Source organism: Peribacillus sp. Aquil_B1, from assembly GCF_022603275.1.
Classification (GTDB): domain Bacteria; phylum Bacillota; class Bacilli; order Bacillales; family DSM-1321; genus Peribacillus.
The window spans coordinates 1-21,994 of record NZ_JAKXEE010000010.1 but is presented as its reverse complement, the minus strand read 5'-3'; the positions used below and the strand labels follow the sequence as shown (position 1 = coordinate 21,994).

The 21,994-nt window shown below is 40.5% G+C and carries 26 protein-coding genes and 1 rRNA gene; 1 reads left to right on the top strand and 26 read right to left on the bottom strand.

What is annotated here, in order from left to right; all coding sequences use genetic code 11:
• Window positions 1-5: 5 nt before the first annotated feature.
• From glmU to metG, 14 genes are all read right to left on the bottom strand, one after another.
• Window positions 6-1,379, bottom strand: coding sequence for a bifunctional UDP-N-acetylglucosamine diphosphorylase/glucosamine-1-phosphate N-acetyltransferase GlmU (glmU, locus tag MPH60_RS26940; protein ID WP_241594428.1), 1,374 nt, complete (start codon window positions 1,377-1,379; stop codon window positions 6-8).
• Between the two features lie 143 nt (window positions 1,380-1,522).
• Window positions 1,523-1,648, bottom strand: coding sequence for a hypothetical protein (locus MPH60_RS27870; RefSeq protein ID WP_272492862.1), 126 nt, complete (start codon window positions 1,646-1,648; stop codon window positions 1,523-1,525).
• 365 nt (window positions 1,649-2,013) lie between these two features.
• Window positions 2,014-2,310 carry a septation regulator SpoVG gene (gene spoVG / locus MPH60_RS26935; protein ID WP_034316332.1) on the bottom strand — a complete coding sequence of 99 codons (297 nt, stop codon included), beginning with the start codon at window positions 2,308-2,310 and terminating at the stop codon, window positions 2,014-2,016.
• A 192-nt stretch (window positions 2,311-2,502) separates the two neighbouring features.
• Window positions 2,503-2,877, bottom strand: coding sequence for a RidA family protein (locus tag MPH60_RS26930; RefSeq protein WP_053537019.1), 375 nt, complete (start codon window positions 2,875-2,877; stop codon window positions 2,503-2,505).
• Between the two features lie 13 nt (window positions 2,878-2,890).
• Window positions 2,891-3,715, bottom strand: a complete 825-nt coding sequence (purR, locus tag MPH60_RS26925; protein WP_241594427.1) for a pur operon repressor — start codon at window positions 3,713-3,715, stop codon at window positions 2,891-2,893.
• Window positions 3,716-3,776: 61 nt separating this feature from the next.
• Entirely contained in the window at window positions 3,777-4,646 is an 870-nt protein-coding gene (gene ispE, locus MPH60_RS26920; protein WP_101225906.1) for a 4-(cytidine 5'-diphospho)-2-C-methyl-D-erythritol kinase, read from the bottom strand.
• 322 nt (window positions 4,647-4,968) lie between these two features.
• Window positions 4,969-5,145, bottom strand: coding sequence for a small, acid-soluble spore protein, alpha/beta type (locus MPH60_RS26915; RefSeq protein ID WP_101225905.1), 177 nt, complete (start codon window positions 5,143-5,145; stop codon window positions 4,969-4,971).
• A 152-nt stretch (window positions 5,146-5,297) separates the two neighbouring features.
• A complete protein-coding gene (veg, locus tag MPH60_RS26910; protein ID WP_061440325.1) occupies window positions 5,298-5,549 on the bottom strand; it encodes a biofilm formation stimulator Veg in 252 nt (83 codons plus the stop codon).
• 313 nt (window positions 5,550-5,862) lie between these two features.
• Window positions 5,863-6,741: a sporulation peptidase YabG gene (gene yabG, locus MPH60_RS26905; protein WP_241594426.1), complete on the bottom strand. Its 879-nt coding sequence runs from the start codon at window positions 6,739-6,741 to the stop codon at window positions 5,863-5,865.
• A gap of 201 nt (window positions 6,742-6,942) precedes the next feature.
• Window positions 6,943-7,821, bottom strand: coding sequence for a 16S rRNA (adenine(1518)-N(6)/adenine(1519)-N(6))-dimethyltransferase RsmA (gene rsmA, locus MPH60_RS26900; protein ID WP_241594425.1), 879 nt, complete (start codon window positions 7,819-7,821; stop codon window positions 6,943-6,945).
• Window positions 7,814-8,377, bottom strand: a complete 564-nt coding sequence (rnmV, locus tag MPH60_RS26895; RefSeq protein WP_241594424.1) for a ribonuclease M5 — start codon at window positions 8,375-8,377, stop codon at window positions 7,814-7,816. The genes rsmA and rnmV overlap by 8 nt, the downstream gene beginning before the upstream one ends.
• A gap of 252 nt (window positions 8,378-8,629) precedes the next feature.
• Window positions 8,630-9,784 carry a G5 and 3D domain-containing protein gene (locus tag MPH60_RS26890; RefSeq protein ID WP_241594423.1) on the bottom strand — a complete coding sequence of 385 codons (1,155 nt, stop codon included), beginning with the start codon at window positions 9,782-9,784 and terminating at the stop codon, window positions 8,630-8,632.
• A gap of 279 nt (window positions 9,785-10,063) precedes the next feature.
• Window positions 10,064-10,831 carry a TatD family hydrolase gene (locus tag MPH60_RS26885; RefSeq protein ID WP_241594422.1) on the bottom strand — a complete coding sequence of 256 codons (768 nt, stop codon included), beginning with the start codon at window positions 10,829-10,831 and terminating at the stop codon, window positions 10,064-10,066.
• Between the two features lie 197 nt (window positions 10,832-11,028).
• Window positions 11,029-12,990: a methionine--tRNA ligase gene (metG, locus tag MPH60_RS26880; protein WP_241594421.1), complete on the bottom strand. Its 1,962-nt coding sequence runs from the start codon at window positions 12,988-12,990 to the stop codon at window positions 11,029-11,031.
• 611 nt (window positions 12,991-13,601) lie between these two features.
• On the opposite strand from metG, the gene MPH60_RS26875 reads away from it, so the two are divergent.
• Entirely contained in the window at window positions 13,602-13,886 is a 285-nt protein-coding gene (locus MPH60_RS26875; RefSeq protein ID WP_048689982.1) for an AbrB/MazE/SpoVT family DNA-binding domain-containing protein, read from the top strand.
• 46 nt (window positions 13,887-13,932) lie between these two features.
• On the opposite strand, the gene rsmI is transcribed toward MPH60_RS26875, so the two are convergent.
• The 12 genes from rsmI to rrf form a co-directional block, all read right to left on the bottom strand.
• The gene (rsmI, locus tag MPH60_RS26870; RefSeq protein ID WP_241594420.1) at window positions 13,933-14,817 is read right to left on the bottom strand and encodes a 16S rRNA (cytidine(1402)-2'-O)-methyltransferase; all 885 of its coding nucleotides are present in this window, start codon (window positions 14,815-14,817) and stop codon (window positions 13,933-13,935) included.
• A 1-nt stretch (window position 14,818) separates the two neighbouring features.
• Window positions 14,819-15,079, bottom strand: coding sequence for a GIY-YIG nuclease family protein (locus MPH60_RS26865; protein ID WP_241594419.1), 261 nt, complete (start codon window positions 15,077-15,079; stop codon window positions 14,819-14,821).
• Window positions 15,066-15,809, bottom strand: a complete 744-nt coding sequence (locus MPH60_RS26860) for a tRNA1(Val) (adenine(37)-N6)-methyltransferase (RefSeq protein WP_241594418.1) — start codon at window positions 15,807-15,809, stop codon at window positions 15,066-15,068. Before MPH60_RS26860 ends, MPH60_RS26865 begins: the two co-directional genes overlap by 14 nt.
• A 178-nt stretch (window positions 15,810-15,987) precedes the next feature.
• Window positions 15,988-16,326, bottom strand: coding sequence for a DNA replication initiation control protein YabA (gene yabA, locus MPH60_RS26855; protein WP_245406453.1), 339 nt, complete (start codon window positions 16,324-16,326; stop codon window positions 15,988-15,990).
• Window positions 16,327-16,376: 50 nt separating this feature from the next.
• Window positions 16,377-17,207 carry a PSP1 domain-containing protein gene (locus tag MPH60_RS26850; RefSeq protein WP_241594416.1) on the bottom strand — a complete coding sequence of 277 codons (831 nt, stop codon included), beginning with the start codon at window positions 17,205-17,207 and terminating at the stop codon, window positions 16,377-16,379.
• Window position 17,208: 1 nt separating this feature from the next.
• Window positions 17,209-18,213, bottom strand: a complete 1,005-nt coding sequence (gene holB, locus MPH60_RS26845; protein WP_387552066.1) for a DNA polymerase III subunit delta' — start codon at window positions 18,211-18,213, stop codon at window positions 17,209-17,211.
• Between the two features lie 8 nt (window positions 18,214-18,221).
• Window positions 18,222-18,662, bottom strand: coding sequence for a YaaR family protein (locus tag MPH60_RS26840; protein ID WP_241594414.1), 441 nt, complete (start codon window positions 18,660-18,662; stop codon window positions 18,222-18,224).
• 24 nt (window positions 18,663-18,686) lie between these two features.
• A complete protein-coding gene (locus tag MPH60_RS26835; RefSeq protein ID WP_034316369.1) occupies window positions 18,687-19,016 on the bottom strand; it encodes a cyclic-di-AMP receptor in 330 nt (109 codons plus the stop codon).
• A 101-nt stretch (window positions 19,017-19,117) separates the two neighbouring features.
• Window positions 19,118-19,759: a dTMP kinase gene (gene tmk, locus MPH60_RS26830; protein ID WP_241594413.1), complete on the bottom strand. Its 642-nt coding sequence runs from the start codon at window positions 19,757-19,759 to the stop codon at window positions 19,118-19,120.
• A 39-nt stretch (window positions 19,760-19,798) separates the two neighbouring features.
• Window positions 19,799-21,253: an aminotransferase class I/II-fold pyridoxal phosphate-dependent enzyme gene (locus MPH60_RS26825; RefSeq protein WP_241594412.1), complete on the bottom strand. Its 1,455-nt coding sequence runs from the start codon at window positions 21,251-21,253 to the stop codon at window positions 19,799-19,801.
• A gap of 224 nt (window positions 21,254-21,477) precedes the next feature.
• Complete coding sequence (locus MPH60_RS26820; RefSeq protein WP_241594411.1) at window positions 21,478-21,696, bottom strand: sigma factor G inhibitor Gin; 219 nt, start codon at window positions 21,694-21,696, stop codon at window positions 21,478-21,480.
• 209 nt (window positions 21,697-21,905) lie between these two features.
• A 5S ribosomal RNA gene (rrf, locus tag MPH60_RS26815) occupies window positions 21,906-21,994 on the bottom strand; the annotation flags it as partial.

Here is a 21,994-nt window from a genome sequence, read left to right as displayed (position 1 = left end):
GTCGGTTATTTATTAAATTTCAAATTCTTTACATAATCTTCTTTGTTAACTTGACGAGCCCGAGCAACGGATAGGGCATCCTGCGGTACATCTTGCGTGATGGTTGATCCAGCAGCTACATATGCTCCTTCTCCTACCGTTACAGGTGCAACTAGATTAGAATTGCAGCCTATGAAAACATTGTCTTCAATCTTCGTCAAATATTTATTTTTCCCGTCGTAATTCACGGTAATAGATCCGCAGCCTATATTAACATTCTCCCCAACCTCTGCATCACCAATATAACTCAAATGCGATACCTTGCTTCCTTTGCCAAAAACGGTCTTTTTAATTTCGACAAAATTACCGATCTTAACGGAATCTTTAATATCTGATTGAGGTCTAACATGTGCGAATGGACCGATTTTTACAAAACTTCCAATACTGCTTTCATGTACAACCGATTGGAGGACTTCCGTTCCATCACCAATTTCACAATTACTGATTTCCGTATTCGGGCCAATTAAGCAATCCTGCCCGATAATACTTTTTCCTTTAATGAATGACCCAGGGTTAATGACTGTATCCTGCCCGATTTGTACATCCGCTTCAATGAACGTAGTAAGCGGATCGATGATGGTTACACCATTCCTCATATGCGTTTCATTGATGCGTTTCCGTAAAACTTGCTCAGCCTGCGATAAAGCCACACGGTCATTCACACCCAATGTTTCCTCGAAATCACTGGATTGGAAGGCCGTCACCACTTCGCCTTCCTGTTTTAAGATTTCAATGACATCCGGTAAGTAATATTCTCCCTGGACATTTTCATTTGAAACTTTTTTCAGTGCGTTAAACAATGCTTGATTGTCGAAGCAATATGTACCGGTATTTATTTCCTTAACATATCTTTCTTCATCAGAGGCATCCTTATGCTCGACGATTTTTTCTACAAGTCCGCCTTCACCGCGAAGGACCCTTCCATAGCCTGCAGGGTTATCTGCATATGCTGTTAAGATTGTTGCTTTCGCCTGACTTTGCTCATGCAATGCTATAAGCTCTTTCATCGTTTCCGCTTTAATCAGAGGCGTATCACCGCAAATAACAAGGGTCGTACCACTTTTTACGGATAAAACGCTTTCCGCTTGCATTACAGCATGTGCCGTACCTAATTGCTGTTCTTGTAAGGCATACTTGCATGAATCACCAAGTTGTTCTTGAACTTTTTCAGCTCCATGGCCAATGACTGTTACAATATCTTCTATTTGAAGTTGATTGACTTGATCGATAACATGTTGTACCATTGGTTTCCCGCAAACAGGGTGCAAAACCTTATAAAGCTTAGATTTCATCCTAGTACCTTGCCCAGCGGCCAATATTATTGCATAACGATTACTCATAACAGGCCTCCATTTTCACCTTTTTATCCACTAAAAATATTATCTCAAATAGTGATTCTTTTCAAGGTAACAATTAAAAGTACATATAATTGTCAACCGATCAGGTGAAAAAAGCTCGGTTTCCGACAAGGTTAAAAATGTTATTATTGGACCTTGGAGAATGATTTTACATCATGTTCGATGTCATTTTCATCAACAGCATAATACAGAAACCATGTCTCCTGCTCTTTATAACACGAGCCAACCCCATTATCCCAAAACATTGCCATGGTGCGCCACGCCCTATGTACAAGGCATTTGGGCATACTCCACCCTTTGTTAACTCCCATTCCGAAATCAGTTTACCATTTCAATTTCATCTTCAGCTGGATGGTTAGAATAAGCGGTAGCCCTTATATCCCACTTACAGGAATTTCAATATCTGGGTGAACAAAAAGGTTTAAAAATTAAAAGGGATGGGTACTAAACTTTTGAAGATAACTACGTGGGTTTAACCATTCATTAAATAAATGTCTGCATGATGAGCGGACAGTTCTAAAGTTATCCGTTTTTGAATAAATAAAAAAGAGCACTACTTATGAAGTAGGCTCTAGATGCACGAATTATAAATTTAAAGTTTAAAAGTAAAGTTATTTTAAGAAGCACCTGCTCCAGCTTCCTCTAATTCAGTTTCAAGTTCTCCCAATCGATGATATTCTGTCAAGACAGCTTCTTGAATTTTCCCGCGTGTCGAGGAATTGATTGGATGAGCGATATCCCGGAATTCTCCATCTGGAGTTCGTTTACTTGGCATTGCTACAAATAAACCATTGTTTCCGTCGATCACACGAATATCATGAACCACAAATTCATTATCCAGTGTAATTGATGCGATAGCTCTCATACGACCGTCCGTATTCACACGGCGTAATCTTACGTCAGTTACTTCCATTTAAGCTCACCATCCCTTTTTGTTGTTGTTAAAACTTAAAGTACATATTCAACAAAAAAACGTGAACTCCTTCTATTATCTGTAATTTTTTTAGAAAATTCAGCCTAGTTTTTTAAAATACTAAAAATCCCCCTTCCATTACAGGAAAATTACCCATTACGAATTGCCTTTAAAAAATAAAAAAACGCCCGTTTATTTAACGAGCGCTACCACTTCTATTTCCACTAGTGCATCTTTCGGAAGCCGAGCAACCTCTACACAAGAGCGAGCAGGTTTGTGAGCAGAAAAATATTCTCCGTATATTTCATTAATCGAACCGAAATCGTCCATACTTTTAATGAATACTGTAGCCTTAATAACCGTTTCCAATGAAGCCCCAGCTTCTTTCAATACAGCTTGGAGATTCTTAAAGACCTGGTGTGTTTGTTCCTTGACATCCCCTGTAACCATCTCACCGGAAGCAGTAAGTGGGATCTGTCCTGAACTGAAAAACAACTTATCCACGATCACGCCTTGTGAATATGGTCCGATCGCTGCCGGTGCTTCATCCGTATGTATCGTTTTCATGAAATGATTCCCCCTATTCCTTTTTCGTAAAATAATTCCCTCGGCTGACATTGATTTTCTTGTCTCTTTCGACCACCTGCGTCAACTTGATTAATGAAACATAGTCCTCGACAAGACACTCCTCTGTATGTTCGGATTCGACCAGCACCGCAATTCCGGCAACTGTTGCCTTGAATTCATCCAATAGACTGACCATACCGTTGATGGTACCCCCAGCCTTCATGAAATCGTCTACAATTAATACATTCGAACCCTCAACCAAGCTTCTCTTAGAGAGTACCATAGTCTGAATCCTCTTTGAAGAGCCAGAAACATAATTGATGCTCACTGTAGAACCTTCCGTTACTTTATTATTCCTTCTTACAATGACAACTGGAACATTCAAATAATTTGCCACGGCGTATGCTAATGATATCCCTTTGGTAGCCATTGTCATGATGACCGAGACATTTTTCTTGGCATACATTGAAGCGATTATCCTTCCAACCTTATTCACGGTTTGCGGATGTCCTAATATGTCTGTCATATATAGATAACCGCCAGGAAGCAACCTTTCGGGACTAGCAATCGTATCGCATAATCCGTCAATGAAGGAATTGGCTTCTTCATCCTTGATGGAAACAATATATTTCACTCCACCGGCCGCACCTGGAACGGTTGTTAAAGATCCTATCCCGCGTTGTTCAAAGGTATCTTTGATAATCGTCAAATCTTCACTGATCGAGGATTTTGCCGAACTATACCTTTCAGCAAAATATGTCAGCGAAACAAGTTCCCCCGGATGTTCTAATAAATAATTGGTCATATCGACTAGCCTCTCGCTGCGACGAAATTTCATTGAGACACCCCCTTTGTTAATTCCGAATATTATATAGCAACTATACCACTAATGTACGTTTCTATTCAAGATTGTTTCGATCACCCAGTAAACGGACTGCATAGACTTGGTCACAAAATCCGCGAAGTCCATTATAAATTCTTTGCATGCGCGAATCATGTTCCACCAAACCAAAAACGGTCGGACCACTTCCGCTCATCAAGACCGAATCTGCTCCAAATGTCTTCATTTGATCTTTAATGTTCGCAACCTCTGGGTATAACTGCAATGTCACCTGTTCCAGAACATTGCCCAGCCCCTCGCATACATCGTGATAATTGTTTTCCATAATAGCCGTAATCATTCCAGGTACATCCGGATGCTCCATTTTTGAAGTTTGGAGCCTTTTGTATATATCAGCTGTCGAAACGCCGATCGTCGGTTTGGCCAAGATGACCCAGCATTTTGGCGGTGCAGGAAGATGCGTGATTTTTTCCCCGCGCCCTCTGGCCAATGCCGTACCTCCGTATACACAAAATGAAACATCAGAGCCAATTTCAGCTCCTATTTCCGCAAGTTCATCCATGGAAAGACCGAGCTTCCACAGTCTATTTAAGCCTCTCAATGTAGCTGCGGCATCACTGCTTCCACCAGCAAGCCCAGCGGCTACAGGGATATTTTTCTCTATAGTTATAGAAACACCTTTATTGATTCCAAAACGTTCCTTTAGAATAAATGCGGCTTGATAAGCTAAATTCCGATGATCATCCGGAACAAATCGATTGTGGGATAGAATTTGGATATGATTTCCCTTTATTTCCTTTAGTTCAATTCTATCGGCAAGGTCGACTGTCGTCATGATCATTTCCACCTCATGATACCCATCAGGCCGTTTGAAAAGCACATCCAAAGCCAAATTAATTTTAGCCGGGGCTTTTTCCATAAGCTTCAATATGTCCACCTACTTTAACGTTCTTAAAAGTTCTTGTCCTATTCTATCATATTTGTTTATATTCTAAAGGTTTTTTCATCGTAATTTCAATGTAATGAAGCTAAGATTGGCCTTTAGAGGGGAATAGACACATGTAGGCACATGGGAGAGCAGCCACTTCCTGAATCCCAAAAGACTTGCTACATATCCAAATAGCAAATACCGATACATAAAAAAACCAGACTCCTTAACTACAATGTAAGCAAAAATGAATAGAGCTATACATTGTATAAAGAGTCCGGCTACTTTCGACATGACGGCATGATACAATTAAGTGTTTATCTTACTCCTTGTTCACCAATTGACGTTGTGCTTTTTCGATAGCAAGTTTTACCATGTTCCCTGCGTCCCTGGCCCGGATTCCTCCCCAGCCTTCTTTCTGGACAACATCGTAAAATCCAAGTTCTTTAGCCAATTCTTCTTTAAGACCATTTGACATAATCCCTTTTTTCCTGCTCAAGCTAAGCAACCCCTTTCACATGCCGTCACATGCCTAGTGTTTGCATCATACGCTATTTCATTACATCCTTTTTAAGCCTTTATTGGGGGATCACAGGATATTTTATACAAAACAAAAAGCAGCAAACATAGTTGTTCGCTGCCTCGTCTAAGTTAAATCTCTTGTTGTTTGTTTAAAAATGTTAGTTCTACGGTTTCCGTTAAAACATCCGCATAGCTGTAAGATACTCTTTCAAACGCATTTTCATCTTGGTCGAGCTCAATTACAAAAACAGCCGGATAAGTTTCCGCCAAAGTTCCAAATCGTTCTACAGTCTTTCTTCTTCCACCGTTTGCTTTTAAGAGCAATCTTTTACCTAGGTTTGAATCAAGTGCAGTTTTAATATCAGCTAGAGTTTTTGGCATTTTCGGTCCACCTCACTAAGTTAAGTATATCACAATTTACAAATATACGCAAACAAAATAATAAATTATATCAGCACTTAAAAATGTAGTCAATATATTTTTATCTGAAATCCGGCAAAATCGCGAACAATTTTATTATATCCTGGGAAATGAAAAATTATGTAAACGAACTATTTCATTAATTATTAAACCGAATTTTCGTAGTTAAATCATTACTTAGTGACATTACCAAACAAAAAAACCGTTTTTTTGTGAGGATAACCGAATTCTTTCCCACCAAAAGCAAGCTGCATTCTTTCAAAATGCAGCTCGTTCATTCTTCCTGAAATGGCTTGAAAGGCAACCCGGTCCGTAACACACCTTTAGTCTCAATTCCCCCCAACCCCTTCTCTCCCGTTAATGTATTCCGAAGGACATCCCATACATGAATATGCTCGGAAAAAGGTGTAAAGCTTATCTTTCCGACGATATATACTGGATCAAGGGCATGTATATTAACACGGGAGGGAGAACTTGCAAAATTTGCACCCGCTTGGATTAATGATTCAAAATGCGATTGACAAGCCCCGGCAAATATAATCAGTTGGTCTAAATGGGAAACCCTCCTTCGGGCTTCTCTTACTGTCTGTACAAAATCCTTTGAGTGACGGTAGGCATTAATATCGGACATCGGTCCTTTTGATTTTGAATAGGCGTCATGACCGGTGACAACAAGAATGTCCGGCCGATAATGGTCCAACAACCCCCCGATTCTTTGGGGCATTTCCTTTTCATTGCAATAGATGCCATTGACCGGAATGCCGAATTTCTGATATAAATCCATGCATTTCCTTAAGTAAGATGCATCCCCATCAACATGGAGGACCCTCCCTGGTATCTGAAAATATTCACCGCTATACCGATAGCCATTACTCGATTGATAGCCATTTTTTTGTTGTTGCAGCTCTAGATCTTGTGTTAATAAGCGGTAAGATTGTTCTTGAAGTACCTCATTCGATCTTTGTCGATCATTTCTTTCATTATCATTAATCAGCATTAAATCTTGAAATGGTGCATCTGCAATCAGTCGGAAATCTTCCCCATAAAGAATAGCTTCACGCCTTCCGTCAATATCACGGATATCGATTACCCGGAACAACACGTCGCATTTATAAGAAACCCGACCGACAATATCATTTATTTGAATATTCATGGCCTCACCCCATGAGAAGACTAATTTTTCAGCCCGCCCTAGTTTATTTTCATTCTTAAGTTATGCGAACCATTCTTGAATGGTGAAAGGTTGGGGCTGATTACATTTTTGGGTACGTCCATCATGGTATGCCAATATCAAAATAAAAAAAGCCGGAAGCTGGGAGTGACCCCATTCCGACTTTAATCTTTCACATTATCATTATTTGAAATTCGGCAATAACGCATCACTTAAGCGGCCAAATTCTTTGATGCTCAGTGTTTCTCCTCGTCTTGAAGGATCAACTTCTGCGGCTTCGAGAGCGGCAAGTATGAGTTCTTTTTTCGACTTACCATCCGGCAGCTGGCTGGTTAAGTTATTTAATATCGTTTTCCGGCGCTGTGCAAAGCTCGTCCGGGTCACAGTGAAGAAGAAATCCTCATCCAGGACCTCAACGATTGGCTTATCGCGCAAGGTAAGGCGGATTACAGCTGAATCAACATTAGGCTGAGGCATGAATACCGTTTTGGGTACGATCATCACTGTTTCGGCTTCGGTATAATATTGAATCGCAATGGATAAAGAACCATATTCCTTTGTCCCAGGTTTTGCGGCAATTCGATCAGCCACTTCCTTTTGCAGCATGCACACGATGCCTCTGATGGGCAGATCCTCGGATAATAGCTTTAAAATGATCGGCGTCGTGACATAGTATGGCAGATTTGCAACAACCATCAGGTCCGAGAAGCCGGCGAATTCCTCCTCGATTACCTTCTTGACATCAGCCTTGAGAACATCCCCGTGAATGATGTTTACATTGTTATAGGGAGACAGTGTATCCGATAAGATGGGCAGTAGACGCTGATCAATCTCAAAGGCCGTAACCTTTTTGCTGCTTTTCGCTAGTTGTTCCGTCAATGCCCCGATTCCCGGCCCAATTTCGATTGCGCCGCTTTCCTCTGTCAAATTGGCATGTTCGACAATACGTTTCAAGATATTCGTATCGATTAAAAAGTTTTGTCCTAAGCTCTTTTTAAAGGAGAATCCGTATTTCTTTAATATTTCTTTCGTTCTGACAGGGGTTGCAATATCCTTATTCATTATTTTCCTCCTGAATTATCTGTACCATCGCTTTCTCAAAAGCATCAGTTGTTATTTGGAACATTTTTAGTCTCTTATATAACTGTTTACCATTGGTAAACCCGATTTTTAAAATAGATCCAAGTTTTTCCCTTCGTTCCTTGGCACCGGCCCCCCCGATTAAACCTGCATCGATTAAATCCTGCTGTGAAATCTCTTCTGAAGCCTCTTCATCCATTAACTGGGCATCCTTTAACGCATTACGAATCGCCTCAGGAGAAGCATGTTCCACACCAATTCCTCTACCAGACTTAGGAAGGGCTTCCTCCTTCGTTAAAAATGCGTGTTTACAGCCTTTTACTTGTTCTGAAATGATGTTCCTGATTTTTTGACCAGGAAAATCAGGGTCTGTGAAAATGATGGCTCCACGCGTCTTTTGTGCAAGCCTTACCTGCTCGATACAGGACTCATTCACCGCGGAACCGTTAGTTTCTATTGTATCAGCATTAACAGCCCTTTTTATCGCTACCGTATCGTCTTTTCCTTCTACAACAATAATCTCTTTAATCTTCTTCATGGTTTCCTCCATACAGAAAAGCGCAAACGCTTTGATTAGCTCTTGGATAAACGTATCCGGTCCCCCGTAAAATTTTTCTGGATAGAGAATCCAGTCAAGATCATTTATGAAAGTTTACACACATAAATTGAAATCTTATGGAATAGTGAGACGTCTATCTTATTAAAACAGTTTTACATAGGGTTTATCAACAGGTCGAAAATAAAACGCAAAAAACAGGAGACGAATTCATCTCCTGCGAGAGAAACCTTATTAATCCAATACGCGAACCTTTACTCTCTTTACACCCCAACGATAGGCATCATTTTTTGAGGAAAAGAAGACATCGATCCTATTTCCCTTTATTGCTCCGCCTTTGTCAGCAGCTACAGCATAGCCGTATCCCTCTACATATACTTTCGAACCCAAAGGAATTACACTTGGATCGACAGCAATGATCTTCGCACCCGGATTACTCTTAAGATCTACGCCTGTAGACGTGACACCAGAACAGCCCTTACAACTGGCAGTATAAGCTGTTGATGATACGTATATTTCTTTTCCGCTTGAAGAACTAACGTTAGTTACTCCGCGTGATGCCTGGGCAACTGTCGCTCGAGTTCCGACCGTTACAACTTTATCCTGCTTTTTATTAACTACTTTTTCTGAAAGTAATTCTCTTTTGACCTCTTTGCCATTTTCCTTAACAACTTCATATTTCTTGGAAATGAGTCCGTCTTTTCCTTCTTTGACAATTTTCTCTTTCCCTTTTGATAAAGAGTCATCTTTTTTTGTTATGACAGCAAAGTCAACTGGTTCTTCCACTACATCGGTGACTTTTTCAATTCGAACTACGTTTACCGTATTCTCAGCTTCAACTTTTTCGGTTAATTCTGGCTCAACTCGATCCAAATCATTGAGCTTTACTCCTTGTTGCTTTAAAAAGTCAGCGACAGTAGTCGAAGTTGACCATACCTGCTTTTCGTCTCCACCTACCACTAATTTCAGTGAAAAGGCTTTGTCTATGGCAACTTCCATATTCGCTTTCAGCTTCGTATTTTTTGAAGGGGTGATCTTATCCTGTTCCTTCAAACTAAGATCCTGATCTTTTAAAAGTTCATCTACCGTTTCGGCAGTGGACCAGACTTCCTCCGTCTTACCATCCTGTACCATGACGATTTTTTGTGCAGGCTTCCAAACCACCTCTAAATCATCATCAACCTTCGTGGCTCTTGATGGATGGACATAGTCTGCGGCTTGAACGGTAATCTCTAAATCTTCCAACATATCATTTACAGTAGCCGCGTGTGTACGCACTACCTCTTTTTTTCCGTCTAGCATGATTGTTACTGTATCCTTTGTACCTTGATATATTAGTATTCCCAATGCTGTAGAAACAAGAATAGCACTGCAAATGGCAATTGCCATTCTCTTCTTCCCAAAAGGTTTGGGAATAAGGTTTTTCATAGTTTTTAATAGAATGAAAAACTCCTCCTTCCTCCCGGTGATTATATAGACTTAGTTATCAAGCTGTCAACCCATTCACTTCTCATTAAGGAAATTACTACCTATTATGCATATTCCATATTGAAAAGGAAAGGGTGACTTCTCGACATAATAAGCCTATATTTGAAGCGAGATTTGTAGAAACTTTAAAAAAATGGGATTTTAGCTAGCGAACCCCGGGAGATATTGTAAAATAAAATGTCAGTTAATGCCGAATAATTTCTTGGCATTTTCTGTTGTCGCCTGGGAAACTTCCTCTATTGTAAGTTGTTTAATTTCTGCAATTTGTTCAGCAACAAGCTTCACATACGAAGGTTCATTACGCTTCCCTCTATAAGGATGGGGAGCCAAATATGGACAATCGGTCTCTATCAGTAAACGGTCTAAAGGTACGGCCGCTGCCACTTCCTTTGGTTTTTTTGCATTCTTGAAGGTCACAGGGCCACCCAATGAAATATAAAAATTCATATTAATGCATTCCAAAGCCGTTTCCGCACTTCCGCTAAAGCAATGCATGATGCCTCCAACCATTGATGCCTCTTCTTCCTTGAGTATGTTCACGATATCAGCGGTCGCTTCCCGATTATGGATGATAATGGGCAGCCCCACCTTTTTTGCCAATCGGATTTGCTTCCTGAACACCTCCATCTGAACATCTTTCGGTGATTTATCCCAATGATAATCCAGGCCCATCTCACCAATGGCCACAACCTTTGGATGGTTGGATAATTCCTCGATCCATTGTAAGTCCTCTTCTGTCATATCTATAGCATCGACAGGATGCCAACCGACTGCGGCATACATGAAATCATAAGCTTCTATCAATTCCATTGCCCTTATAATAGTAGGCCGGTCAAAACCAACGACAACCATATTATTGACTCCTGCTTCCTTAGCTCTTTCTATTACGTCTTCGAGATCCTCGTTGAATTGTTCCGCATTAAGATGTACATGTGTATCAAATAACATTATTTTTCTTCCTTTCTAGCACTATTTTATAAAAAAATGAAAGTTTTATGTTTCACATTTAGGTAACAAACAGATTACAAAGGACCTTATATGCCAAACACACAGTAACAAAACCTGTATAAAAGTACTTTTTCCAAAAGCATAAAGAAAAAAACATAAAAATGTTTCATATGAAACACCTTTATGTTTTCCTCGGTTTATTTCACCTTTGAACCATTTGGAATCGATGAATCTATTGTAGCGACTGAGAGTGCACCATCTTGGCTTCCCGCCAAAATCATTCCTTGCGAGAGCTCGCCACGAAGTTTAACAGGTTTCAAATTCGTTACGCATATTACTTTTTTGCCCACTAAATCTTCGGGTTTATAATGCTGTGCAATGCCTGAAACGACTTGCCGTTTCTCATAGCCCAAATCAAGCTGAAGCTTAAGAAGCTTATCCGCCTTCTTTACTGGTTCAACTTCCATGACCTGAGCAACACGAAGCTCCACTTTTGTAAAGTCATCAATAGTGATCTCATCAACCTCGGGAATCTCCACTTCCACTTTTTCCTCGGCCTTAGGTGCATCACCCTGCATTTGTTCTTTAATATATAAAACTTCCTCTTCCATATCCAAACGAGGGAAGATCGGGTCTCCCTTCAAAACTTTTGTTTCAGCAGGAATTTGACCGAACTCCGCTAAACTGTCCCATGATTTCAACACATCATCTTTGATGTTAAGCTGAGCAAAGATTTTTTCTGGTGTTTGCGTCAGGAACGGTTTCAAAAGGATTGCCGTCCTTCGTAATGATTCCGCCAAATGAACCATGACACTAGCAAGGTCTGCTTTCCTTGATTCATCTTTAGCAAGAGTCCATGGCTGGGTTTCATCGATGAATTTGTTAGTTCTGCTCACGAGTTGCCAAATGGATGTTAGTGCAACTGAAAATTCCATGTTTTCCATTGCTTCCTCATATTTGCCTACCGTTTCTTGGTTCATTTCAAGCAAAGCCTTTTCGAATTCACCATTGGATCCATCGTATTTTGGAATTACACCATCAAAATACTTATTGACCATTGCTACTGTTCGATTTAATAAATTCCCTAAATCGTTTGCCAGGTCAAAATTAATCCGTTCAACAAACCCTTCCGGTGTAAATACACCATCGGAACCAAATGGAACTTCACGCAATAAATAGTAGCGTAAAGAATCCAAACCGTAACGATCAATCAATGTAACGGGATCCACTACATTCCCTTTTGATTTGGACATTTTACCATCTTTCATGAGAAGCCATCCGTGGGCAAATACTTTCTTTGGAAGCGGCACATCAAGAGCCATTAACATGATTGGCCAATAGATCGTATGGAAACGAACGATTTCCTTCCCGACCAGATGTACATCGGCCGGCCAATAATTCAAGTATTTAGCATCATTATCCGTTCCGTACCCTAATGCCGTTATATAATTGGTCAAAGCATCTATCCAGACATAAATAACATGCTTTGGATCTCCCGGCACCTTGATGCCCCAATCGAAAGTAGTACGTGAAACGGCCAGGTCTTCCAATCCAGGCTTGATGAAGTTATTGATCATTTCATTTTTGCGGGATTCCGGTTGAATGAAATCCGGGTTTTCCTCATAAAACTTCAGTAAGCGATCCGCATATTTACTCATCTTAAAGAAATAAGATTCCTCTTTCACCTTCTCAACAGGCCTGCCACAATCAGGACAGTTTCCATTGCTTTCTTCCACCTGACGTTCCGTGAAGAAAGATTCGCAAGGTGTACAATATAGCCCTTCATATTGGTCCAAGTATATATCACCTTGGTCCAATAGCCTTTTGAATATTTTGGCTACAACCTCTTTATGGCGATCTTCCGTCGTCCTGATGAAATCATCATATGAAATATCAAGCTTTTCCCAGAGCTCTTTAATCCCTGATACGATATTATCTACATATTGCTGTGGAGTGATTCCTTCCTCAGCCGCTTTACGCTGGATTTTTTGACCATGTTCATCAGTGCCTGTTAAATACATGACATCGAAGCCACGCATCCTTTTATAACGAGCCATGGCATCCCCTGCAACCGTCGTATACGCGTGCCCTATATGTAAATTACCACTCGGATAATATATGGGTGTCGTGATATAGAATGTTTTTAATTTATCTTGCACTTCGTTCCCTCCTCATCTTTTGAAAAACCGGCTAAAGGATTGACCCAAGCCATAAGAATATATTTAAGTTATTATCTCTATTTTAACGCTATATGCGACAATAATCACTAATCTAATCATCGTGTTAATAGAATTAAAATATTATATTTAAAAATAAGTGATCTGGACGTGAACTTCCCTTATGACAGCATTACCTCTTACCTCAACAAAATATACCTAAATTTCTTTTTTTGTGCAACAACTCACATATTCGTAAACTTTTTCAGAAAATTATCCTTAATTCAGAACTTTTGTTTTGAAACTAAATTATATTTAATCATATAATAATGAAGTATGTTTTATACGCACACTTTGTCGAAATCTGGTGAAGTGAGGGATTCTTTGTAGCCTGGCTATTTCTTTACTTTTAAAGGCATAACCGAATTTTTCTCTTTAAAAGCCTTTTTGTTACACGAAATAAGCCATGCTATTTCTTACAAAAAAATGAAAATAAATCATTGACGAATTTGGGAATGGCTGGTATTATAAATTTATAAAAAAATTTGTCGAATAATGGCGAAAAAAATAGAAAATAGGGTACTAGATTGTAACTGAGAGGAGAAATTATAAAAATGAAATCTACAGGTATTGTTCGTAAAGTTGATGAGTTAGGCCGGGTGGTTATTCCAATCGAACTTCGTCGTACATTGGGTATCGCTGAGAAAGACGCTCTTGAAATCTATGTTGATGATGAGCGCATCATCTTGAAAAAATACAAACCAAACATGACTTGCCAAGTTACAGGTGAAGTTTCCGATAACAACCTTACACTTGCTAATGGTAAATTGATCCTTAGTCGTGAAGGTGCAGAATTACTTATTCAAGAAATTCAACAAAACTTCACTGCTTCTAAATAAATGATATAAAAAAACTTCCGGGCCATCGGAAGTTTTTTTATATTTATTATTCTTGTATATCAATATGATACGCTTGATATACATCCCGTTTTTGCATATTGCGATCTTTTGCGACCTGCTTGATTGCGTCCTTTGAAGCGACCTGCTTGGTCTCGATATAATGATTAACATGACCTACGATGTCAAGGGCCATCCACCAAGCTTCTTCAGGTTCCTCCTCCGACCATAGCCCTCCTTCTATTATTAAACAGAACTCTCCGCGAATTTCGGATTCCATCGCCCACGTCAATGCTTCACTCACAGTCCCTCGAATGAACTCTTCAAACTTCTTAGTCAATTCGCGGCATAATACTATCCGACGGTCACCTAAAATTTCATGCATATGTTTCAATGTTTCTTTCAATCGATGTGGCGACTCATAAACGATCCAAGTCGACTCCATTTTTTTTAATTTTTCCAGCTCCTTCTTTTTTTCTTTTGCTCCCCGTTGTAGAAAGCCATAAAAGTAAAAGGGCTGCGGAGTCAGTCCAGATGCAATCAATGCAGTTAATGCAGCATTTGCCCCAGGTAACGGGATGACTTTAAACTGTTCGGCAATGGCTTCTTTGACCAGTTCATATCCCGGATCGGATATCGTCGGTAAGCCCGCATCACTCACCAATGCTATGACCTCTCCAGATCGAAGCCTCTCAAGCATCTGCTTCCCGCTATATTCCTTATTATGTTCATGGTAACTGACGATAGGTGTCGAAATTTCAAAGTAGTTGCATAATTTCTTCGTATTTCGCGTGTCCTCAGCAGCAATGACATCCGCTTCCTTTAAAATTCTTAAAGCCCGGAAACTCATATCCTCAAGGTTTCCTATCGGTGTAGGAACCAGATACAGAGCTGGCTCCAATCCTTCTTTTTCAAAACTCTTTTGCTGCCACATATCATGTATCCTCCTTTGCCATCCACTTTTGCTTTTGTTTTCTTGATAATTGCTTGAATTTATATTCAGCCTGCATGGCCAATGTCTGTGTTTCGAATATTTCATGATAAATCAGTTCAACCGGGGTCCGGCCTCGTGTATACTTTGCACCCCTGCCTTGATTATGGGCATCAATCCTGCGGTCCAAATTATTTGTATACCCTGCATAATAGCTTCCGTCCCTGCATTTTAAAACATAAAAATAATGCTTATTCCTCTCCATATAAAATCCTTCTGATTTCCGGATTATACTCATTCTGATCATTATAGACAACAAGCGGAGGAAGAATCTTTAAATCAGGGTTGCCGTCCTTTATCCCTTCAATAAGAATCGTATTCGCTTCTTTTGAACTCTTTGGATAAACGAATTGCAGTCGCTTCGGTTCAATTCTGTACATCTTCATGAAATGCAGGATATCCATCAGGCGGCCCGGTCTATGAACGAATGCCGCCTTCCCACCTTGACGCAGCAACTGACTTGAAACACGCATGACGTCCTCTAGATTACACATTAATTCATGTCGGGCAATTGCAAAATGCTCATTTTTGTTAATTTCCTCGATAGACGGCGTCGGGAAATAAGGTGGATTGCAAGTAACGACATCATATTTGCCATACCCTATCTGTTTAGGAATTTCCTTTATATCCCCATGAATCATCTCGATTTGGGAGGATACGCCATTATAATCCATGCTCCTCTGGGCCATATCATATAACCGCTCTTGAATTTCGACACCGGTGATTTTCCCTTTCGTTCTTGTACTCAGCAACAAAGGAATGACCCCATTCCCTGAGCAAAGGTCTACGATTTTCCCTTTTTGTATCGGGACATTTACGAATCTTGATAATAAAACGGCATCTAATGAAAAAGAGAACACCGACGGGCTTTGGATGATCCTTAAATTCTCAGCCAATAGATAATCCAGGCGCTCATCTCCTTTAAGTTCTACCATTGCTGTTACCCTCCTAATCATGTATGGAAAAAGCATGTTTAGGGTCCATGCTTCGACATTACTATCGTACAAAAAGGGGCCTGACTCATAGTATGCGTCAGACCCCGAATCACTATATATTGTAAACGGTCTATCTATCACGTAAAAGAGATGGAACATCTTTTATATTATTCCATTATCACTTCTTGTTTAAAAAAGATAAACAGAACAGGCAATCTCCTTCTTTTCTTAAACTGCCAAAATGCAGATTGCAAATGTGAAAGCCTTCTTGATAGATACGGGCTAAATTATCATAGCCTTCCCCGATATCCATAACCTTGTCCGCACTTGCAGTACGGTTTTTCACTTTTTGTTTGACCTTTACTGCAGCAGGAACAGTTTCGACTTCCACAAGGCCCAACCGATGGCGCAAATGCTCGTTCTCCAGCTTGAGCGATTGATTTTCCTCAAGGATTTCAGCTAAGTTCTGCTTCAATTCTCCAAGCTGCTTATATAATTGGCCTATCTGGGTTTCCATATTGGTCACCGACTCAAAAATATCTTTCTTATCCACGCTCTCCCACCACCTTAATAATCTGTGGCTTGAATAGAAACGGCTCCCTCTTTTAGAATCTCATCTAGAGTATACTCTAATACTCTTTCTTGCTCGATTAGTTCAATCTGAAGTACGCGTTCTAGAATATTAAGCCCCACTACCTTGCCTTTGCCACCAGGCGTATTAATCATTTCACCTAAATCAGGAAGCATTTCCTTCGCACTTTCATACTCATCATTTTCATATTTCAGACAGCACATCAATCGACCGCATAAACCCGAGATTTTTGTAGGGTTTAATGATAAATTCTGATCCTTCGCCATTTTGATGGAAACCGGTTCAAAATCCCCAAGAAATGTGGAGCAACAAAGCATTCTGCCACAAGGTCCGATGCCACCAAGCATCTTTGCCTCATCCCTAACCCCAATTTGGCGCAGTTCTATGCGAGTTCTGAATATGGCAGCTAAATCTTTGACTAAATCACGGAAATCCACTCGACCATCCGCTGTAAAATAAAACACGACTTTATTTCTGTCGAAAGTATATGACACATCAACCAGCTTCATATCCAGCTTATGCTCCACAACTTTTTGACAGCATATGGAGTAAGCTTCCTCTGCAGCCGCCTTGTTCTCGTCTACAATGAGCTTATCTTTTGCATCAGCGACCCGAAGTACTTTTTTCAATGGCAGGACAACATCGTTTTCATCTACTTGTTTACGGGCTGTAACGACTTTACCGAATTCAACACCGCGGACAGTCTCCACAATTACAAAATCGTCCTTAGGAATAGTGAATTCACCCGGATCGAAGTAGTATATTTTGCCCGCCTTTTTAAAACGGACACCTACAACATCATACAAATCATGATCCCTCCTGCAAATTCAGCACAAGCTGTTCCATCAACAGCTGTGGATTCGTGTTGGACATCAGCTTCCTTTTTGCTTCCAAAATGCAACCCATATGTTCAGCAAGGCGTCTTGGGGAAAGATGAAGAGCGTGAGTTTCAAATTCCTTCAGTTTATTTTGGAATACAACGAAGTCCTTTTTGTCCAACTGAATGTATAATAAATCCTTATATATAAGAAGTAACAAATCAAGACCTCTGTCAACCTGTTCTCTTTCTTTAAAGTGTGTGGACCAATCCGTCTGAAGGTACAGCAATGCCTTCAAGGAATTGAGTTTTAACACTTCATATAATTTTACCACTATTTTTTGAGCTTGTACAAACCATTCATCACGGCTAAGCTCGATTCCAGCTTCCACATTCTGTGTTATGTGTGCGATGACCGAGGCCAGCTGTGGTTCTAACTCCTGTTCTATCAGCTTCCGTCTCACATTCTCCGGAGATAATGGTTTGAATGAAATCACTTGGCACCTAGATAATATAGTCGGCAGAATCCTATGAAGCTGTTCGGTCATCAATATGGCTACAGTATCAGCCGAAGGTTCTTCTAAAAATTTCAAGAGACTGTTGGCTGCCCCCACCGACATTTTGTCCGCATCGGCAATCATATAAACCTTTCGATCTGCCTCTACGCTTTTTTTCGAAAATTCTTCCTGAAGCCCCTTGATTTGTTCTTTCTTTATTGAGAGACCGTCTCTTTCTATCAAATGGACATCAGGATGATTCCCACTTGAAATCCGTTTACAATTCCGACAAAGTTCGCATGGCTCATAACCTGCTGCCGGGGCTTCACATAGTAAGCTTTTGGCGAAGGCACTGCTTATCTCTTGCTTACCTGTCCCTTTTTCGCCTTCAAATAAATACGCATGAGCCACCCTGTTCTTCGTTATGCTATTTTGCAGCATCGTCATTACCTGCGGCTGAATTTCACTCATGTCCTGCCATGTTTTATCCAAAACCATCAACTCACTTAAGTATATAAATTAATCAGCAGACCTTTAATCTCGCCAATCATTTCCAATATTTCAAGCGAGCTTTTCTCTTTATTAAGAATTTCCTCGCTTAACTCAACTAATCTTGCATCTATCGTTTCCACGGTTTTCAACGGCCGGCTTTGTCCATATTCGTTCCAGCTCGTAGATTGTTTCAGTTCCAGTCCATATTCAACCGCTTCTTTAACAAACCGTTTCACCAATGCTTTATATTTTGCCAATTCCCTAAAAGTACGTGACCTTACTAAACGCTGGCCCGCCCCTTCAATATCGCCTATCAAACGGTTTAATGTTTGGATTTGCATCTTTTGATCCTGTGTCTGGACCATTTGTTGAAATCTTCCATTTGCAGTTTGAAACTGTTTGGCATCCTGACGCGATTTATCCAGCTTAATAGGGATATCATGGTTGATTTTCATAATGAACCTCCCTGAAACTAACCGTTAAAATTGTAAAAAGTTTTCAACCGGCAGAACAAAAATGGTCGCACCGCCTACTTGAATCTCCACAGGGTAAGGAACATAGGACTCAGCATTCCCGCCCATCGGTGAAACCGGTGATACTAATTGGGATCGTGACTGACAATTCTGTTTGATGATCTGAATGGCTTGGTCAACACGTTCATCCTCTGTGCCAATCATAAAAGTCGTATTACCTGATTTTAAAAACCCGCCAGTGCTGGCTAGTTTGGTCGTTCCGAAATTATTTTCCACTAATTGATTCAGCAGGCGATGACTATCCTTGTCTTGTACGACAGCAATGATCATTTTCATTTTCATCATCCTCCGGTTACTCTGAATTTTTACTAACTCCATTATATCAACTAGTCCTTGCCTGGAATAGTATTGGTTGAATAATATGGAAACCTATATATTCAGTTTCCCGTTTTCGCTAAGAAATCCAACAAGCTGGCTTTCGTTTCTTCAAGTACTTCATCTATTGTCCGGCCTGCATCCACGATGATAAAGCGGTCTTTCCATCTATTTATAATGAACTGATACCCTTCACAAACTTTTTTATGGAAGTCGAGGGCTTCAAGATCCAGCCGGTTCACTTCCCTTTCCCCATTGGACTGGATACGTCTTAATCCCTCTTCTGGGTCGATATCAAAAAAGAGCGTGGCATCTGGCATCATATCTCCAATTGCGAATTTATTGATATTGTAAACTTCTTCTATATCCAAACCCCTTGCATGGCCCTGATAGGCTAACGAGCTGTCTATAAACCGGTCACAGAGGACAATTCCCCCTCGTTCCAACTCCGGCATGACCACTTCCACTAAATGCTGACGCCTTGCTGCTGCGTATAATAAAGCCTCTGTCCTCGGGTCCATGGCTGTATTATCTTTATTAAGGATCACTTCCCTAATTTGCTCCGAAATGGGAACTCCACCTGGCTCACGCGTTAATAGTACTTGATAGCCTTCTTGTTGCAGAGCCTTGCCAAGCATTTGGGTAATTGTTGTTTTCCCGGCACCCTCAGGCCCTTCCATTGTTATAAAAATACCACGTTTCATCGATGTACCTCCAAGGTTCTTTGTTTGTAGTATAACATTTTAACCAGTCTGCCCGCTTTCATAAACGATCAATTCTCCGTTTGAAAGGGAAGAACCGCCATGAAACCTTGATCCCAGTTCTTGCAGGCTTCTCAAAATGGATATATGTTCAGGGGTAATCATTTCCCCGGACATAATCAAAGGGATGCCTGGTGGATAAGGAATGACCATCTCTGCAGATATCTCACCGACTGCTTTGTGTAATGCGACAGGTTTTGATTTACTATGCTTCATGACGGAGTATGGCATTTCAAGTCCTGCCATTGACCTTCGTTCAGGTAAGCTTTCTCCAAGATTCGCTTCCTTGAATCCCATTCTGCCTTCAGTGGCACTTTTTATAGTTTGAACAATTTCATGAAAAGGAAATTCTGCACCCATTTTTAATAAGGGTAAAATCAGTAATACATTATCACGATCAGCCAATTCCGTAAAAATGCCTTCGGCTTCACATAGCTGCTGTAACTCAAACCCGCTTAAACCATTTGTTGATTGAATGACTACTTTCAACGGGTCTGCCGCGATGCCTAGTGGCGCCTCCAGCACCCTTACTGTTTCCAGGGTACCTATTTCGCCTCTGAAATCTACTATCTTATCAATAAGGGAACTTTTATCTTCTGATGTAAAAGCGGCTAAGTAGGCTCTGGCCAAGTCGAGCGATCCCATAATCGGGTAAGACGGACTGCTCGACTGAAGCATTTGTAAATAAAATGCAACTTGATTGACATCTACTAAGGATGAATTCACATGAAGAAATGACCCCATCGTCATGGCCGGCAGTGTTTTATGCGCAGAATGGACAACGGCATCTGCCCCTGCCAAAATGGCCGGCTTTGGAAACGGACTTCCTAACTGAAAATGAGCGCCATGTGCCTCGTCCACCAGCACCGGGATCCCCTTTTGATGTGCGAGTCTTACCATTTCCGTCAAATCTTCACCTAGACCATAATAATTAGGATAGGTAACAATGATGGCTTTTACATCTGGATGTACACTCAAGGCTTCTTCAATTAATTTTGAACTTACACCCCCAGCAATGCCCCATTTCTCATAGTAAACCGGTTGTAAAAAGATCGGTTGTACATTCGCTAACATCAATCCATGTAAAATTGATTTATGGCAGTTTCTTTGGACAAGGACCTTATCACCTTCCCGGCAGGCAGCAAGAATCATGGCAAGGTTGCCTACGGTTGACCCATTAACGAGAAAATAACTCCGCTTTACCCCATATAGGTCAGCGAGTAGTTGCTCGGACTTTAAAATGGCGCCCTCTGGAGCATGCAGATCATCTAAACCGCTTAACTCCGTGGCATCAATACCAAGCAGGGGGTTATATAAAGCTTGGCCCTTTTTACTAAACACCCATCCATTTTTATGTCCTGGGACATGCAGGGATATTGGGCTTTTTTTATAAAATGCACTCATTGCATCGAACAATGGTGTCTGAGATTGATTCATTTTTCTCTTCCCTCACTCATAGTATTTTTTCATTTTATCAAATAAGTTGAATTTTATCTCATATTGCGACAATAGGAAGGCGATTATGTATCCCCAAACAGTCTGGCTGCAGCTTGAAGCGTGTTGGCAAGCATTCTTCTAAAGTACTAAAAAAAGAATCAGAGATTAAAGAAACACACCATTTCTTTTTTCTCTGACTCTTTAACTTTCCACAAACTATTTTTTCATGATAATATTTCAGGATTAGTGATTTTCCTTAATTTCTTTAAGTAATATTGGTACTTGGGGTCGTTCGTATCCGTCCCGATCATATCCCTTTCACATTCCTCACAAATAAAAGTCGTATATAGATGTATACCCATCCCTTTTATTTGTTCACAAACCGCGCATGTTTCCCCTGCCGTTGTTTTGGTTGTTGTTGTCCCCAACATCTCCACCTCCATACCTGCATTCTCCCCAAAAACCATTGTTCGCATACATTAATTTAAATAGTTTAAGAGAACCGGGGATGCTTTTAACAATGTATGATGAAGAATTTCATTACGTGTATGTCTTTATAAAAGTTTCCCTAATTGATAATCCCTTTATATCCAATGATTTTTCTTAGCATTATGCAAAAAAAGACCAGCCGGATGGCTGATCTTTTGAAATGGCTTGGCGGCGTCCTACTCTCACAGGGGGAAACCCCCAACTACCATCGGCGCTGAAGAGCTTAACTGCCGTGTTCGGAATGGGAACGGG